The sequence below is a fragment of the Bordetella tumulicola genome (assembly GCF_965138755.1).
In the GTDB taxonomy this organism is placed as follows: Bacteria; Pseudomonadota; Gammaproteobacteria; order Burkholderiales; family Burkholderiaceae_B; genus Bordetella_A; species Bordetella_A tumulicola.
In genome coordinates this window covers 279,855-295,856 of sequence record NZ_CBCSFP010000003.1, presented here as the reverse complement: position 1 = coordinate 295,856, position 16,002 = coordinate 279,855, and the positions used below count along the sequence as shown (strand labels likewise).

Annotated in this window: 15 protein-coding genes; 13 read left to right on the top strand and 2 right to left on the bottom strand. The window is 61.4% G+C overall.

The features are described from left to right. Positions 1–804, top strand: coding sequence for a carbon-nitrogen hydrolase family protein (locus ACNAZS_RS11685; protein ID WP_415789314.1), 804 nt, complete (start codon positions 1–3; stop codon positions 802–804). 169 nt (positions 805–973) lie between these two features. Here the strand turns inward: ACNAZS_RS11685 and ACNAZS_RS11680 are convergent, their stop codons facing one another. Further along, entirely contained in the window at positions 974–3,217 is a 2,244-nt protein-coding gene (locus ACNAZS_RS11680) for a DUF6351 family protein (RefSeq protein ID WP_415789312.1), read from the bottom strand. Positions 3,218–3,536: 319 nt separating this feature from the next. On the opposite strand from ACNAZS_RS11680, the gene ACNAZS_RS11675 reads away from it, so the two are divergent. Next, complete coding sequence (locus ACNAZS_RS11675) at positions 3,537–4,463, top strand: LysR family transcriptional regulator (RefSeq protein WP_415789310.1); 927 nt, start codon at positions 3,537–3,539, stop codon at positions 4,461–4,463. A gap of 989 nt (positions 4,464–5,452) precedes the next feature. Here ACNAZS_RS11675 and ACNAZS_RS11670 read toward each other — a convergent pair. Further along, positions 5,453–5,608 carry a hypothetical protein gene (locus ACNAZS_RS11670; protein WP_019726331.1) on the bottom strand — a complete coding sequence of 52 codons (156 nt, stop codon included), beginning with the start codon at positions 5,606–5,608 and terminating at the stop codon, positions 5,453–5,455. A gap of 29 nt (positions 5,609–5,637) precedes the next feature. Between ACNAZS_RS11670 and ACNAZS_RS11665 the strand changes: the two genes are divergently transcribed. The 11 genes from ACNAZS_RS11665 to ACNAZS_RS11615 all read left to right on the top strand — a co-directional run bounded on the left by ACNAZS_RS11665 (position 5,638) and on the right by ACNAZS_RS11615 (position 15,745). Next, on the top strand, positions 5,638–6,390 hold the full coding sequence (locus tag ACNAZS_RS11665; RefSeq protein WP_019726332.1) for a hypothetical protein: 753 nt from the start codon (positions 5,638–5,640) through the stop codon (positions 6,388–6,390). Positions 6,391–6,508: 118 nt separating this feature from the next. Further along, positions 6,509–6,721 (top strand): AlpA family transcriptional regulator, encoded by a 213-nt coding sequence (locus ACNAZS_RS11660; RefSeq protein WP_009459729.1) that lies wholly within the window; start codon positions 6,509–6,511, stop codon positions 6,719–6,721. 42 nt (positions 6,722–6,763) lie between these two features. Next, a complete protein-coding gene (locus tag ACNAZS_RS11655) occupies positions 6,764–7,639 on the top strand; it encodes a ParA family protein (RefSeq protein WP_009459727.1) in 876 nt (291 codons plus the stop codon). Beyond that, positions 7,623–7,871: a hypothetical protein gene (locus ACNAZS_RS11650; RefSeq protein WP_019726333.1), complete on the top strand. Its 249-nt coding sequence runs from the start codon at positions 7,623–7,625 to the stop codon at positions 7,869–7,871. The genes ACNAZS_RS11655 and ACNAZS_RS11650 overlap by 17 nt, the downstream gene beginning before the upstream one ends. Continuing rightward, complete coding sequence (locus tag ACNAZS_RS11645) at positions 7,864–9,513, top strand: ParB family protein (protein WP_009459725.1); 1,650 nt, start codon at positions 7,864–7,866, stop codon at positions 9,511–9,513. Before ACNAZS_RS11650 ends, ACNAZS_RS11645 begins: the two co-directional genes overlap by 8 nt. A 15-nt stretch (positions 9,514–9,528) precedes the next feature. Next, positions 9,529–10,089, top strand: coding sequence for a DUF2857 domain-containing protein (locus ACNAZS_RS11640; protein ID WP_009459723.1), 561 nt, complete (start codon positions 9,529–9,531; stop codon positions 10,087–10,089). A gap of 3 nt (positions 10,090–10,092) precedes the next feature. After that, entirely contained in the window at positions 10,093–11,319 is a 1,227-nt protein-coding gene (locus ACNAZS_RS11635; RefSeq protein ID WP_009459721.1) for an STY4528 family pathogenicity island replication protein, read from the top strand. Positions 11,320–11,637: 318 nt separating this feature from the next. Next, on the top strand, positions 11,638–12,417 hold the full coding sequence (locus ACNAZS_RS11630; protein WP_009459719.1) for a PFL_4669 family integrating conjugative element protein: 780 nt from the start codon (positions 11,638–11,640) through the stop codon (positions 12,415–12,417). Further along, positions 12,414–12,941, top strand: coding sequence for a DUF3158 family protein (locus ACNAZS_RS11625; RefSeq protein WP_009459718.1), 528 nt, complete (start codon positions 12,414–12,416; stop codon positions 12,939–12,941). Before ACNAZS_RS11630 ends, ACNAZS_RS11625 begins: the two co-directional genes overlap by 4 nt. Positions 12,942–13,013: 72 nt before the next feature. After that, positions 13,014–13,454, top strand: a complete 441-nt coding sequence (locus tag ACNAZS_RS11620) for a single-stranded DNA-binding protein (protein WP_019726334.1) — start codon at positions 13,014–13,016, stop codon at positions 13,452–13,454. 278 nt (positions 13,455–13,732) lie between these two features. After that, the gene (locus ACNAZS_RS11615; RefSeq protein WP_009459717.1) at positions 13,733–15,745 is read left to right on the top strand and encodes a DNA topoisomerase III; all 2,013 of its coding nucleotides are present in this window, start codon (positions 13,733–13,735) and stop codon (positions 15,743–15,745) included. Positions 15,746–16,002: the final 257 nt, after the last annotated feature.

The following is a 16,002-nucleotide window of genomic DNA, read 5'->3' as shown; positions in this document are numbered from 1 at the left end:
ATGCGCATCGCTCTATTCCAATGTGCGTCTTTGCCACTGGACGTCACGGGCAACCTGGCACGCCTGAGCCACCAGGCTCATGCTGCCGCAGCACGCGGGGCAAGCGTGCTGCTCTGCCCCGAGATGTTCCTGACTGGGTATAACATCGGCGCTGATGCTGTGGCTCGGCTGGCGCAGCCTAAAGACGGTTCCGCAGCCCAATACGTCGCTGACATCGCACGTCGCTCAGGTATCGCGATTGTCTATGGTTATCCCGAGCTGGCCGATGACGAGGGTATCTTCAACAGCGTGCAAATGATCAGTGTGCAAGGCCAGGAACTTGCCAACTATCGAAAGACGCATCTGTTCGGTGACCTGGACAAGCGTATGTTCAGCGCGAGTAGTGATCGCAGCCCGGTTATCGAGTTCAATGGCTGGCGGCTTGGTTTCTTGATTTGCTACGACATCGAATTCCCGGAAAACAGCCGCCAGCTCGCGCTGGCAGGCGCTGATCTGATCCTGGTTCCTACCGCCAATATGCGGCCGTATGACTTCATCGCACAAGTGACTGTCAGAGCTCGCGCTCAAGAGAATCAGTGTTTCGTTGCCTACGCCAATTATTGCGCCACTGAAGCACAGATCCATTATTGCGGGCAAAGCAGCGTGGCTGGCCCTGACGGAAGCGTATTGGGCCTGGCATCGGATAGCCAGGAAGAATTGATCGTCGTCGAACTCGACCCAGCGCTCATTACCACATCGCGTTCTGACACGCCATATCTGCGAGATCGTCGGCCAGCGTTGTACGGCGATCTCTGTAAGGTTTGACTGCGAGTGTAGGCAAGCCCGCCCGGGTTCGGGGCAAACCGACACTGTGTATAAGCCGACGCATCATTACTCTGTTGATATCCCACTCCCGCAAGACTACGGGCTTGCCGTGCCATCGGATTCGCCAGGCCTGCGCAATGGAACTGCGCAGGCCTGAATATCACATCCGTTACGCTGCGGCGTGTGATGTTGGAGCGGGGCCTAGTGGCTTCCCGCCAGGGCCGTCACTGAAGGTTTGCCAGGGGTCTGGCGCCACTTGACCGACACCAGGCTTGCTGTAGTCACATACCCCGCCTGGGAATACGGCGGAGAGTCTGCTCCATTGCGAGTTGGTGAAGTTTGCTTGATAGTCGCCGCGGTTCAGCGGCTTCAGTTGGCACTTCATGATGTCGCTGGCTAACGACTCGCCAGAGGCTACGCGCGTATCGCGAAAGACTGGCCATTCGTCAACGCCGGGTTCAAAGAGTCCGGCTACGACGGTCGAATCCATGTTTGGCGTTGCGCCCGTATTGCAGTATGCAGGATCAGTGCTCCATTGTTCGCTGTCGGAGCGATAGCAGGAGTCGGTAGCGATATCAGGCTTGTTTGCTATGAGCTTTTCTCGCAAGGGTCGATCCGTGGCGTCCGCTTCGGTGCGCATTAGCCAATCATTCATCGCATCGAACCGGCGGGCAGCGAAATCAGGCACACGGGATTTGTGGCGCCAGATCACATGGTTGTCGTAATCATCGTGCACCGCCAAAATGCGATTTCTAATCACCCAGGTGCGGAAATCGTAATGCTCTTCCGTAATGTTGAATTCCACATCAGCGATGATGGCGACGTTGCCTAGATTCTGACCATAAGGAATCCTGCCTGAACCGTGTGCAATTTCTGCTGCGCCAGGGTCAGCTTGCATACGTGAAGGTTGCCATTGGCCGTCGATGTCGTAGCCGCCGACTTGCTCGTTCATGGCGACGAATTGCTCGGCGGATATGGCTCCACTGTTCAGCGCATTGAAACCGTACTGAATGCCAACATTGTCCAGCGGCGATTTGGCGTAACCAGTAGCATCGCGAGGTCCGAATACCGCAATGTTGAAATCCTGGAGCGTGCACCGGCTGCCTGTCGGATTGCTTCGTGACCATTGATCGTCGGGATCTCCGCAGCCCACCGCTGGGTCAATATAAAACGGAACGCGGCTCGCCATGTTGGTGTTGGCAGGGCCTTCGCATACTTGATTCCATCGGTGGCCGGCCACAAGTGCTCGTTGCATGTTTGTCATGTCTAACGATGTGCCTGCCTGGCTGTCGTGATAACGCTTCAATAGGCCGCAGTCCGCGAACTCGCGGCCGGCTGTCCAGGTGTCCTGCCATCCCGCAGCGGGAAGAATGCCCTGCAGTAGGCCCGGGTAATTGGACGCATGCAAGTGTTGTTGGTGAGCGCCTCCCGAACTGCCGTCGGCCATCGTGTATCGAATCGGTCCGTATTTTTCGATAATGTGCTCTTTCATCATGATGACGGTCTCGGCAGAGGTCACGTCGTTGCAGTGCGTGCCGTACTGGGTCATCTCTGACGAAGCAACCATGAAACCTCGGCTTAGCGCCACATAGTCCATGACGTTGCCTGGATTTCCCTGGACGCGTCGGTAGTCGCAACCAGAGCCGAATTTCCAGAATAGCTTTTGGTTCCACGATGCAGGCACGTTCCAGGGTTGCCATGCAGCAGTGGGATCGCTTGGGTCGGCCAGGTAGGCCAGATCGTATTTCCCTCGGTTAATCACGCCGCGTTCGATGCGAACGATATAAGGCACTGTGTGGCCCTGATCTGTCGTGGTTTTTGCAATCGCATCCGCAGCGGGTGGATTGGCAACGTCATACGGCGCAAACCCGCCGGTTAATGTACGGTACTGGTAGCGATACACGGGTGCGGCGATATTGCATTGCGCATCAAGCGGATCACCCAGATCGGGATTATTGGCGGTGGGAGCGGTTACCGTAGTGTCGCAGGTCCAGGGCGTGATCTGAGCGCCAGAGATGACTGGTCCACCAATCGGGTGATTCGTGATCTCGAGTTCAGCACCTTTGCCTGTCGGCGATGCTGCACGCAATAGGTTCCTCCCTTCCGTCAAGCCAGTCACCAAGCCATAGTAGCGGCCATCGGGACGCAGTTCGAATGCATTTGTGACATCGGCGCCATTCACGTCGATCTTTAGCGTAGCGGGGTCGGTACCGGCTGGCGCGACGACTTCTATCAGTGCATCACCGCCGGACACCAGATCCGCTCTGTTGGACAACACTTTCAACTCAGCTACGGGACTTGGATTGGTGCCTCCATTCCCGTCGTCGTCACCCCCACTTCCACCGCCGCAGGCGGCGAGCATACTCGCCATTGCAAGCAGGACGCCTCGTGTAAGCGCCGTTCGTTTATGCATAGCTATCTCCTCGTTGTTCTGAGCCGAAGCTCGGTCCAGATCTCTATGAATCCTTGATTCAGGAACGGCGTTTTGCGAACGCATCTCTATGAGCACCTGTGGCTGCACCAGTCGATGAGAGACTCACACAGCGCGGCACGTCAAACCGACTATTCGGGTTGATGGGCAAAATGTCGTTCGTCAGGTGTCTCCCCAGTCTTTTTGTCTATAGCGCTTTTTTGCTTTTTACTGTCGTTAAGCGGCGTTGATGCGACTGAGTGTAGGGTCTACTATCTATATAGTGAATTCTAAAATTTAGATTAACTTATCTGATATTCAAATGAATGTTTCGCTACGTCCCAACCTTTCGATCCGGCAGATTCAAGCCTTCATCGCACTCTCTGAACAACGAAGCTTCACGAAGGCGGCTGCCACTTGCTTTCTGTCTCAGCCCGCTTTCAGCGCGCTGATTGGCCAACTCGAAGGCACATTGGGGCTTCGTCTTTTTGATCGAAGCACTCGTCACGTGGTACTGACGGCGGAAGGCTCGGATTTCGAAATTTCGGCTCGGCGCTTGCTCGCCGAGTTCGATGCTGCCTTGTTGGGAATGTCGGATTATCTTGCGCGAAAACGGGGTCGTGTATCTATCGCGCTGCTGCCTTCACTTGCCGCCAACTGGCTACCTACCGTGCTTCGCCAGTACCACGAACAACATCCTGGTGTCGCCATCACTGTTGCCGATGTCCTTTCGGAACCCTGCGTTGATCTCGTGCATAGCGGCAAAGCAGATCTTGCGCTGGCTGCAATTCGTGCCGATACCCCGAACTTGTGTGCGGAACCTTTCTGCAATGATGATTTTCACTTGGTGTGCCCCGTTGGTCACCCCCTTGCGCGTCTCAGGGAGGTTCGCCCGCGTGATATCGCCTCATACCCCTTTATTCACATGGCTCGAAATTCTAGCGTCCGCCAGTACTTGGAAATGGCATTGCATCCCTTGCAAATGCAAACGCTGATGGAAGTGGACCAGCTAGCCACGGCCATGGGTATGGTGCGAGCAGGGCTCGGTGTCAGTCTCATGCCTGCATTGACACTCTTTCATTTCGCACAAAAGGGTATCGTGACACGGCCGCTTCCTTGGCCTGAGCTAAAGCGTTCCATCTATCTCGTGCGACGCAGAGAGCGTTCCTTATCTCTTGCCGCTCAATCTTTATATGATCTCTTCATGTCGAGTCGTCCCTTGGAGCATCCCGCAAAGCGCGTTAAGTAATCGGTATCGTTGAAGATCCGGCCAGTCCAGGTTCATCATGCATAAAAAGCCCCGAGCTGAGACCCGAGATTTTTGAACAGAAAAAAAATAGTGTGCGTGTTGGTGCAAGACAACGCCGCTATTGCAGGGGCTGGTAATGACACGCGCGATCATACGGCGTTGACCGGCATAGTGTTATGCATGCCGCTGTTGGTGTTTGTCGCAACGCGGTTATTGCCGTGGCCAATGCCCAGCGGTCGTTGCTGGACGTTATCATTTGTAGCCCTTGAGCATCAAGGTTAGCCGTAACTAGCTAATTTGATGCTCAAGGGCTACAAATTCTCGGGCGCATGCTATTTCTTGCAGACGCAAAAAGGCCCAGATCGAAATCTGGGCCTTTCTAGAATCTGGAGCGGGAAACGAGACGTGTACTAGGACAGTAAGTCGTTGTTTCCCAAACACTTTCTTCGTTGGACTGGCCAGCGAAGACCTCAATTGTAGCCTTGTTTTTCGTCCTCGGCAACAAATTCGTCCAAAGAGTTCCACAGACGTCCAAAGAGCTGCACTCAGTACACCAGACCCACGATCGGTACATCGTCGTAGGCGACTGCCTCGAACTCATCATCCACGCCCGGTTGTCTGCCCCGCATCCATCATCGTGAAGACGATCAGGCAGATGGTTCTGGTGATGGCACAGGTCGGATGCTGGGAACGCCTGCACCACAACTCACAAGGACCTTCTGCTCAAGCTCCTTTGAAAGAACGCGCACGCTGGCCACCGCGTTTCCGCACACGATTCTTTGTCGATATATCAGGATGACGGGGCAAGCATGACAGACGCGGGTTTGCTGCGTCCGGCTGGACATTCGACGACGATTGCGGCCCCTTAACGCCTCCTGAGACCGCTGGCATATCAGGTCATACCTAGACGGTTTTGCAGAAACCGTAACTTCTCACGACCCTGATAGCGTGAGCGTCACTGTCGAGCCTACGTCCCGATGCTCGACCTTCTAATCGATGAATTTTTGCACATCGAGCACACGACGACTACCAGTTGCGCGAACTGGTGAGCAGTATTCAAACCACATGACGAAGCGGCCTTCGGTGCCCACTTCCTGCACAGACGACAGGCCGACCATGAGGTCGGTGACAAAGGAGTCGGTCATGTAGTTCTTCTCCTGGAAGGAGACGGAGCATGCACGAGAACAAGAATGATGCACCAACATCAAAGGTGTTCTATCGCCCGATCGAAGCGTCCATCCGCTGGGCCGGGCTGCTGCGATACGAGCAGGTGATCCTGGCTTCGATTTCGTCGCCAAGGCGCCTGCCGCAGTCGTTGGACTGCCCACGTTGCGCCGAGCTGAGACTTTGCACCGAACGTATCTTCGACGGCATCCTCAATGGAGAACTGCCCTTCGGGCAGAACGGCATCACGACGCGCGATTCCACGCTGATCGACTCCCCTGATCTGACGGTGCGCCACGTCGATCTGAAGCGCTGGATGCGCCAACACTATCCCGAGCAACGACCGGGCTTCCTCTTCTCCCGAAGCGAGCGCATCACCCATCCCTTCATCTCGCTGGAAACTGGGCAGGCGATGCTAGTCGAGCGCCTGGCCCTGAAATCCACCTTGGACCAGTACAAACGCCAACTGCATGAGTTGCAGGAAAAGCACGGGGCGCTTCTCAAGCAGATGGCGCCCTCTGCTGGCGCACAGTGCCTGATCAGTGATCGCGCCGAAGCCACCTACCTGAACATTATCGGCAGCATGCTGGACCTGATGCTCGGCCAGTCGCCTTCGGGCGTGCCGTACTCCAGCTTCAAGACGCAGGAGGCGGTGGTCAGTGCATTGGTCGCCCATCACAGCGGCGCCATGGGGATCGCGGAGCGGACGCTAAACGGCAAGTTCGCCACGGCCAGACGCCGGCTGCGTAGCGCGACAGTCTGAGGTTTTCCATCTTGTATGTGCAATCGCGGAGATTGCATTTGCAATGTCTTTTCCCATCCATGTCTATTGAATGGAGGTCACGCCAACAAACGCCACTGAGCGTTCAGGAGTGACCGCCATGTCGCAAACACCTGCACTGCCCGCAAGCGAGCGCCGCATCCTGCGGCTTGATGAAGTCGAAACCAAGTCCGGTTTCAAACGCGCCCACATCTACAACCTGATGCGCAAAGGCTTGTTCCCGAAGGCGCTGCGCCTGGGCGTGCGCGCGGTCGGCTGGGACTCCATCGAGATCGATCAGTGGATCGCCGAGCGCGTCAACAACCGGGCCTGACCCGTTCTCCAGCGGACTTCCCATCCTCACACGGAGAACGCCATGCAGGTCGTATCCATCATTTCAACAAAAGGTGGCGTCGGCAAGACCACCACGGCCGCGAACCTCGGCGGGCTTGCCGCCGACGCGGGGCTGCGTGTGCTACTGCTCGACCTCGACGTGCAGCCCACCTTGTCCTCGTACTACGAGCTAGGTCACCGCGCACCTGGTGGCATCTACGAGTTGCTGGCCTTCAACGAGCGCGACCTCGGGCTGCTTGTGTCCCGCACGATCGTCGCGGGCCTGGACTTGGTGCTCTCCAACGACCACCGAGGCGAGCTGAACACCTTGCTGCTGCACGCGCCGGATGGCCGCCTGCGGTTGCGCCATCTCTTGCCGGTCCTGGCGCCTCTCTATGACCTGGTACTGATCGACACCCAAGGCGCGCGATCGGTGCTGCTGGAGATGGCGGTACTCGCCTCCAACCTCGCGCTGTCGCCCGTGACCCCGGAAATCCTCGCGGCGCGCGAGCTGCGGCGCGGCACCATGCAGTTGCTCGAAGACATTGCGCCCTACCGGCACCTGGGCATCGAGCCTCCACCTCTGCATCTGCTCATCAATCGCGTCCACCCTGTGTCAGCCAATGCACGGCTGATCCAGCAGGCCCTGCGCGATCTTTTCCAGGACCATGCCGGCATCCGCGTGCTGGCCACCGACGTGCCGGCCATCGAGGCGTATCCGCGTGCAGCTACGCGCGGATTGCCAGTGCATCGGGTCGAATACCGCCAGCCGCCGGGCAGAGTCGCCCCCGCCGCGCTCGACACCATGCGCGGCCTCGCAGACGAACTATTTCCGCAATGGCGGCACCGATTTGCCATGGTGTCCGGCCGTCCGCCACACCCTCTTGATGCCGGGAGGTTCCATGGCGAACGCACATGAGCTTGCCCGAGGCCACAAGCGGCTTCGCGCCCTGATCGAGTTCGCGGTTGGCGAAGGTTGGCACGTCAAACGCACGCCTGGCGGCCACCTCAAGTTCACCAAGCCTGGCTGCGCCGCGATCTACACCAGCTCGACGGCCAGTGACCACCGGGCGACCCTGAATGCCCGTGCGCAAATCCGCCGCGCCGAGCGCGAGGCCCGATACCAAGCGCAGGGAGGCGGCCATGGCTGAGATCACCTCCCAGCAGATGGCTGGCAAGCTGCTCGCGGCCGGGTTCGAGCGCAGCGGCCCGTCAGCCTCGACCTTGAGCGACCCGATCGCCGACACACCCATGGTCGTGACCCTAGATCAGTTGCGCCCCTACGACCACGATCCCAGGAAAAAACGCAACCCGGCCTACGAGGAAATCAAGGCGTCCATCCGCGAGCGCGGTCTGGACGCGGCGCCGGCCATCACTCGCCGACCAGGTGAGGACCACTACATCATCCGCAACGGCGGAAATACGCGGCTGGCGATCCTGCGCGAACTATGGTCAGAGACCAAGGACGAGCGGTTTTTCCGTATATCGTGCCTGTTCCGGCCGTGGCCCAGCCGCGGCGAAGTCGTCATGCTGACCGGCCACCTGGCCGAGAATGAATTACGCGGGGGCCTCACGTTCATCGAGCGCGCCCTCGGCGTCGAGAAGGCACGCGAGTTCTACGAGCAAGAAAGCGGCACTACCTTGAGCCAGTCCGAGCTGGCCCGCCGCCTCGCTGCCGATGGCTTCCCGGTACAACAGTCGCACATCAGCCGCATGAACGACGCGGTGCAGTATCTCCTGCCCGCGATCCCCACCGTGCTCTATGGCGGCCTCGGTCGCCATCAGGTCGAACGCCTGTCGGTCATGCGCAAAGCCTGCATGCTCGCGTGGGAGCGCTACGCCAAGGGCCGCTCCCTGGTTCAGGACTTCGACGAATTTTTCCAGGAAGCGCTGTCGCAATTCGACGTCCAGGCCGACGAGTTCTCCGCGCAGCGCGTACAGGACGAGCTGATCGGCCAGATGGCCGAGTTGCTGGGTGTCAATTACGACGTGCTCGCCCTGGACATGACCGAATCCGAAAGCCGGCAGCGCGCCTTGATCAGCGACCCAACGCCGCCCTCGACGCCGCCTGCGTTGCCGGAGCCGGAGTCGGAAACCATCGCGCGCCCAACTGCCAACACCGCGCCACCCACCGCAGGGGCTGCATCGGCAGCGCCGCCTGCAGGCCGACCTGCGCGCGAGAGCGACACGGATACCAGTCAGGCGGGTCCGGCCAGCCCTGCGGCGGGGAGCGATCTGCTTCGGGAGCACATCGTTTCGCCGGCACCGACGACCGAACGGCTCCAGTCCATCCAGCGCATGGTCGCCGATCAGTTGGGCGATGCGCTGCCTCCCGACTTCTCGGCGAGCGTCTTGCAGTCCATCCCCGTGCAGGCTGGCGGGCTCTATCCGATCTCCGATGTCTGGTACATCGATCCCGGCTTGGATACTGCCGAGCGCTTGCGCATCCACATCGCACAGTTCGCCCGCGAAATCGCGAGCGAGGCAGACCTGGACGAGTGCATTGATGACCGTGCAGAGGGTATCGGTTTCGCCTGCCGGGCCCGCACCCAAAGTCCGGCGCCGCTGGGCCGTTCCGTCCTCGCATTGTTGGCGTGCCTGGCCGGTCAGCGGCCCGCCGACGTCGGTCTGCACGACGGGCAAATCGTCATCGACCTGCCGGCATTGCTGCACGGCCAGGGTGATGCGGCCCAGCGATTGAGCGACACCGCGCTGGTCAAGCTGTTCCGGCTGCTGCGGCTGGCCCGGCGCCTGCTCGATCTTGAAGCCGGCGCTGCGGACCTTGGAACGTGAGCGAGGGAGGCCAGCATGTCCGCACCACACCCACTCAACCAGGCCGTCATCGCGCAGGCCCTCTATGACCTGCGCAATGGGCAACTGCGCCGGTGCAAACTGATGGGGTTTGGTGAGGAAGAACTGGACGCCCTCAAGCATCCCGCGCTGATCAGCGTGCTCGCCAACGCCAACGTCTCCTGGTGCTCGGTGACGGTCAACCGCGAAGTGCTCCGGCGACTACTCAAGCAGGCGCAGGACGTGGAGAAGGAAATCGCCACGGTCGATCGCATGCTCAGGCTGGGTGCGAGCACCGAGATGGTCAGTCGGTTCTATGGCCTGACCCACCAAGAGGTGGCGCTTCGCCGCGAAATCCTCGGCCTGCCCAAGCGCAAGGGCCGCCACCCCGTGCTGGACGAGAAACAGGACACGGATCTGTGGCGGCAATGGAAGGCCGTGACCGGCAGCAGGAATGTCGATCTCGAAGACGAAACCTCCATTCTCGACGCCGCCATGGACTTGGCCGAAGGCATGTCGCTGCCTCTGTCGGTGGTCTGGGCCTCGATCAAGAGCTGGGTCGATCAAGGATTGGGTTGAGCCATGGCCGTGGACGACACCGCACCACGCCGTGGCCCCGTCGCACTCGCGGACCTGTTCGACGCCGCCTTGAAAGACCTCGTGCCCAAGCCCAGTGCGCCAGCACCTATGCCTGCGCCGACGCCCGCCACGTCCGGCGATGCCTTCCTCTTCAGCGGCAACCGGCATGAGACCGTGCCGCGGCGACTGTTCCTCGACCGTCGCCTTACGCCGCTGGAGCGCAACGCCTGGCAGGTGTTCCGGCTGATGCTCAACGACGATGGCGTGACAGCCTTCCCGACGTATGAGCAGCTTCGACCCTGGCTGGCATCGATGCCCTGCGCCGGGCAGGCCTCGCATGAAACCGTGGCCCGAGCGTTGACGCTGTTGCGCCTCACCCGATGGTTGAGCCTGGTGCGGCGACGGCGTGACCCCAAGACCGGCCGCATCCTCGGCAACCTCTACGTTCTGCACGATGAACCGCTGACGCCCTTCGAGGCCATGCAGCTCGACGCCGACTACCTGGCACTGGTCAGCCAGTCCCTCGGCCATTCGGCCAAGGCCGTCCAGATGGTCGGCCTGAACACCCTTAAGGAGATCGCGGAAGATCCGCTGCTCTCCGGGCGCACATTGCCGTCGCGGCTGCAGGTTCTGGCAGAACGCCTCGCCAGCCAAGGCATCACGGCCGCCGCAAGTTATCCACAGGAGGACGCCGCCCACGATTCCGAAGAAGGAGTATCGAGCCTTCTTCGGAATGCGGATGACCCATCTTCGGAATCCGAAGCAGGGGCGAAACCCGTGCCAAACGCCTCTCTTCGGAATCCGAAGCAGGCCCGTACAGTACGTAGTAGTCGTATTAATGAAGTACGTACTACCGCGCAGGCGCGCGCGCTGGGCGATCTGCAATGGCCCAAGCGCTTCACGGAACTGAAGGCAGAGCAGCAGACAGGTGCCAGGGTGGCATTGCAGCAGGTTGATGCCGCGCTGAGACAGGCCGTGCTGGACGAATGGGCCACACGATGCAGCAGTCATGGCATACGCAATCCTGCGGGGTATCTGTTCGGCATCATCCAGCGCGCCATCCATGGCGAGTTCAATGCCTGGGCCAAGAAAGACGCGCCATCGGCATCCGTCCCACCAAACGAGCGACCACCACCAGCACCGCCACCTCAGCCGCAGGGTAAGCCAGTGCCGCCAGAAGTCGCCAAGCAGCACATCGAGCGGCTACGCAATCTGCTCGCCAGCAAATGAGTCGGCATGCCAGGCGGTGAAACTAGATGCCCATGGCCGCCAGTAGAGCTATCCCCTGGGGATAGTTCCGCTGCTGGGCACAACGCCAAGCTGTCGCAGGCCTGGGATCGACCATCTGCCGCAGCATCGGCGTTGTCCCCCCTGATCTCGGCGTGCAGCGTTCGTTAGCGCTCCATGGAGCTATCCCCTGGGGATAGCTCGCGCCGCATGCAACCGCCACGCCCTAAACCGGGGCCCGCCGGGATTCGGATTCTTGACTGACTGCCTTCCGCTTCCTGTCGAAGCTGGCCGCTCCTTTTCCAACAACGAGCAGACACCATGGCAACCAATGAACCTCTGCAACTGAATCTCGGCTCCCTGCGCAGTGCGATGTCGCTGACCCTGCACACCCATCACGCTTCCCGCATCTGGCATGGCCGCGCCGCCGCCGAGGGGCGACCGGGCATCGTCGGCCTGAATGGCTATATCGCTCAGATGAACAAGATGCGGCGGGGCTCAGAACAAGACGATCCGTACTCGGACTGGTGGATGCTGCGCATCGAGGACAAGCTCGACCACACCAAGGTCACGCTGCAATCGCTGCGCGAGCAGGTGGACCAGGCGCTGGCGAGTGTGCCGCCGGCGCTCAGCCTGGGCGAAAACCTCAACGTGCAGCCGGTCAAGCTCCCGCTCTTCGTCAACGCGCAGCTCGGCTTTGCCGCGGTCTATCTCCTGGCCGACTACGACGACATCGCCCGCAAGCTGATCCTCGCCCATCACACCGCGCTCATTGACCGCAGCACCTTGGAACGCTGGCTCAACGAGGGCGCACATTCATTGCGCAGCCTGTTCTCGCTGGCCCAGCAGTATCGCTATTCGGGCTGCACACGCGATGACTTCGCGTCGAAGAATGCCGCAGCGCGGGCAGCGCTGGAGAAGTATGGCGAACTGCCGCAGGACGTGCTGGAAGGCACGCGCCGGTCGAAGTTTGCGCCGCCCATCGTGCGCCGTGGCCTGAAGCAGCGCGGCGACGGTCCTGCCGAAGCATCACTGCTCGGCGATGAAACCACCACCGCAGAGTCGCCCGAAGCCGCAGCCGGCGAGGACGAGCCGGCATGAGCGATCCGAACCCACCGACCCGCTACTTCCGAGGCCTGCAACAGGGTGCCTTCATGCGGCTGGAACACGCGGCCTATCTAAAAGGCCTTTTAAAGCCTTTTAAGGGTAAAGGGGACTTCGAGGCCTGGGCCAGCCAGTGCTTCGCCATGCGCGACGAGTTGATTGCCCTGGCACAGCGACAGGTACTGGAGCAGGCATGCGGGCACCCCTTCCACCTGCTGCCCATCGAACTGGCCCAACAGACCACTGGCGCAGGAACCGTCTTCTTGCGCTGGCGCAGACACGACAGGTCGGCCATGGGCGTGGCGCTGTGGCGGGAGCTGGTCGCCAGCAGCAGCACACCCGTCAACCTGCTGGCCGACCTGCACGCGATCGAGCTGCAGCGCATCACGTTGAACATGCAGATCAGCCTGCTGCACACCTTGGGCAGGCAGGCGCAGGAATGCGCCAGCAAGGCGGCCGAGGCGGACGACGCCTACCTGCGCCGGCTCACGCCCATTCCCGCCGCAATGCGCGATCGGTGATTGCGCCGGGCACCCAGCACGCTCCCGGCGCCGACGAGGCACGGGTATTTCAACCACCACGGAGATCACATCATGAGCACGCATTTTTCCGGCGAAGGCAACATCGGTTCGCCACCGGAGTACCGCGAATTCCCCAACGGCAACGACGAACCCAGTCGCCTGCTACGCCTGAACGTCTATTTCGACAACCCTGTGCCGAAGAAGGATGGCACGTTCGAGGACCGGGGCGGCTTCTGGGCGCCGGTGGAAATCTGGCACCGCGACGCCGAGCACTGGAAGGACCTGTACCAGAAAGGCATGCGCGTGCTGGTCGTCGGCCGCATGGAGCGCGAACCCTGGACGGATAACGAGGATCAGCCGCGCGAGACCTGGCAGATCAACGCGCGCAGCGTCGGCATCCTGCCGTACCGCATCGAATCCGTGACCCTCAGCCCGAAGCCGCAAGAGGCAGAGCCCAAGCCCCAGGCCGCGCAGGAACCGGCTGCGCCGAAAGAATCCAAGCGCAGGAAGTGAACCGGCATGGAGGGCGGTCGCACGTCTTCGCCGCCCTCCATGCGCTCGCGAGCTATCCCCAGGGGATAGCTCCACCAACGTCCACCGACTTTCACGCGCTCCCTCATATCGCGGCTCCCGGTCCGCACACCTGCGGCCACGCGCCACCCCCGCACAAGCCATTCCATCCCGTGAAAGCGGTCACCGCCGCATGCGGCTTGTTTGCTGCTGCCCCAGGTGGCGCTCGGCATCCTCGATTCCAGCAACTCCATGAACAACGGGAATCGGGATGGACGGACATGCGGCTGTTCTTGTGCGAGAAGCCCTCCCAGGGCAAAGACATTGGCCGGATTCTCGGTGCCACGCAGCGCGCTGAAGGCTGCCTCAACGGTTCCGGCGTCACCGTCACCTGGTGCATCGGCCATCTCGTAGAAGCCGCAGCGCCCGAAGCCTACGACGAGCAGTTGAAGCGCTGGTCCATCGAGCAGTTGCCCATCATTCCTCAGCACTGGCGGGTCGAGGTCAAACCGAAGACCGCCACGCAGTTCAAGGTCGTCAAGGCGCTTCTGGCTAAGGCGACCCAGCTTGTCATCGCCACAGATGCCGACCGCGAGGGCGAGTTGATCGCCCGCGAGATCATCGACCTGTGCGGCTACCGCGGCCCCATCGAACGGCTGTGGTTGTCGGCGCTCAACGATGCTTCCATCCGCGCGGCACTCGGCAAGCTCCGGCCATCGGCCGAGACGTTGCCGATGTACTACTCGGCGCTGGCACGCTCTCGGGCGGACTGGCTCGTCGGCATGAACCTCAGCCGCTTGTTCACGGTGCTGGGACGACAGGCTGGCTACGACGGCGTGCTGTCGGTCGGCCGCGTCCAGACCCCCACGCTCAAACTGGTCGTGGACCGCGACCGCGAGATCGCCGCCTTCGTGTCCGTGCCGTACTGGGCCATCGACGTGTCCCTGTCCGCTGGTGGCCAGGCTTTCACCGCGCAGTGGGTTCCCCCGAACACATGCACCGACGACGCCGGCCGCTGCCTGCAGCAGCCCATCGCGCAGCACGCCGCGCAGCAGATCCGCGCCGCGGACAGCGCCCAGGTGGTGGCGGTCGAAACCGAGCGCGTGCGGGAAGGCCCGCCGCTGCCGTTCGACCTGGGGACCTTGCAGGAGGTGTGTTCCAGGCAGCTTGGGCTCGATGTGCAGGAGACCTTAGACATTGCTCAGGCCCTATACGAGACGCACAAGGCCACGACGTACCCGCGCTCCGATTCGGGCTACCTGCCCGAAAGCATGTTCGCCGAGGTGCCAACGGTCCTCGACAGCCTGGTCAAGACCGATCCCTTGCTGCGACCGATCATGGACCAGCTCGACCGCACTCAACGCTCACGCGCCTGGAACGACGCGAAGGTGTCTGCTCACCACGGCATCATCCCGACGCTCGAACCGGCGAACCTCTCGACCATGAGTGAGAAAGAACTGGCAGTGTATCGGCTGATCCGGGCGCATTACCTGGCGCAATTCCTTCCTCACCACGAGTTCGACCGCACTGTGGCGAACCTCTCCTGCGGCCAGCAGACGCTGGCGGCCACCGGCAAGCAGGTCGTCGTCAAGGGTTGGCACCTGGTGCTGGCCGAACCGCAATCCGAGGAGGATGGCGACCCTGCGGCGCGCAGCCAGGTACTGCCCGCGCTGCGCGAGGGCCTGGCATGTCAGGTGGCCGACGTCGATCTGAAGGCGCTCAAGACGCTGCCCCCTCGACCCTATACGCAGGGCGAGTTGGTCAAGTCCATGAAGGGCGTCGCCAAACTGGTCTCGGACCCGCGCCTGAAACAGAAGCTCAAGGATACGGTCGGCATCGGCACCGAAGCGACGCGGGCCAACATCATCAGTGGCCTGCTGACGCGGGGCTACCTCGTGAAGAAGGGCCGCGCCATCCGTGCCTCGGATGCGGCCTTCACCCTGATCGACGCGGTGCCCACAGCGATTGCCGACCCAGGGACAACCGCCGTCTGGGAACAGGCGCTGGACATGATCGAAGCTGGACAGCTCACGCTGGACGTATTCATCGGCAAGCAGGCTGCATGGATCTCACAGTTGATCGCGCAGTACGGCAGCACGTCCCTGTCCATCAAGGTTCCCCACGGACCGCCTTGCCCACAGTGCGGCGCACCGACGCGCCAGCGCACCGGCAAGAGCGGCCCATTCTGGTCGTGCAGTCGCTACCCCGACTGCAAAGGCACGCTGCCGGTCGAATCCGGCACGTCCAGGCGTGGTGCCTCGCGCCCGCGCCGCAGCGGCCGCAAAGGCTCCTGACCGACCCCGTTCCCCGTGAGCCGTGCCCGCCATCGGCGGCGCGGCCTGTGTTCCGCACGCCCTGCGGGACGCCCAGCGCGCAACGCCTTCTTGTCCGTGTGCGCGTCCCGCCTGGCCGTCCCCGGCCGCGGGACCTGAAGGTAGCTTCTCCGCGAACCGCCTCCTGCGCGTTCTGCTGATCTGCATTTCTCCCGCCTCTGCGAAGGGTCCCCCGGTGGCTTGCCAAGCTGCGCGAGCCACCCGGAGACCCTTCGTGG

Coding starts and splice junctions, on each gene's coding strand:
- ACNAZS_RS11685 (WP_415789314.1), top strand. CDS start 1: ATGCGCATCGCTCTATTCCAATGTGCGTCTTTGCCACTGGACGTCACG.
- ACNAZS_RS11680 (WP_415789312.1), bottom strand. CDS start 3,217: ATGCATAAACGAACGGCGCTTACACGAGGCGTCCTGCTTGCAATGGCG.
- ACNAZS_RS11675 (WP_415789310.1), top strand. CDS start 3,537: ATGAATGTTTCGCTACGTCCCAACCTTTCGATCCGGCAGATTCAAGCC.
- ACNAZS_RS11670 (WP_019726331.1), bottom strand. CDS start 5,608: ATGACCGACTCCTTTGTCACCGACCTCATGGTCGGCCTGTCGTCTGTG.
- ACNAZS_RS11665 (WP_019726332.1), top strand. CDS start 5,638: ATGCACGAGAACAAGAATGATGCACCAACATCAAAGGTGTTCTATCGC.
- ACNAZS_RS11660 (WP_009459729.1), top strand. CDS start 6,509: ATGTCGCAAACACCTGCACTGCCCGCAAGCGAGCGCCGCATCCTGCGG.
- ACNAZS_RS11655 (WP_009459727.1), top strand. CDS start 6,764: ATGCAGGTCGTATCCATCATTTCAACAAAAGGTGGCGTCGGCAAGACC.
- ACNAZS_RS11650 (WP_019726333.1), top strand. CDS start 7,623: ATGGCGAACGCACATGAGCTTGCCCGAGGCCACAAGCGGCTTCGCGCC.
- ACNAZS_RS11645 (WP_009459725.1), top strand. CDS start 7,864: ATGGCTGAGATCACCTCCCAGCAGATGGCTGGCAAGCTGCTCGCGGCC.
- ACNAZS_RS11640 (WP_009459723.1), top strand. CDS start 9,529: ATGTCCGCACCACACCCACTCAACCAGGCCGTCATCGCGCAGGCCCTC.
- ACNAZS_RS11635 (WP_009459721.1), top strand. CDS start 10,093: ATGGCCGTGGACGACACCGCACCACGCCGTGGCCCCGTCGCACTCGCG.
- ACNAZS_RS11630 (WP_009459719.1), top strand. CDS start 11,638: ATGGCAACCAATGAACCTCTGCAACTGAATCTCGGCTCCCTGCGCAGT.
- ACNAZS_RS11625 (WP_009459718.1), top strand. CDS start 12,414: ATGAGCGATCCGAACCCACCGACCCGCTACTTCCGAGGCCTGCAACAG.
- ACNAZS_RS11620 (WP_019726334.1), top strand. CDS start 13,014: ATGAGCACGCATTTTTCCGGCGAAGGCAACATCGGTTCGCCACCGGAG.
- ACNAZS_RS11615 (WP_009459717.1), top strand. CDS start 13,733: ATGCGGCTGTTCTTGTGCGAGAAGCCCTCCCAGGGCAAAGACATTGGC.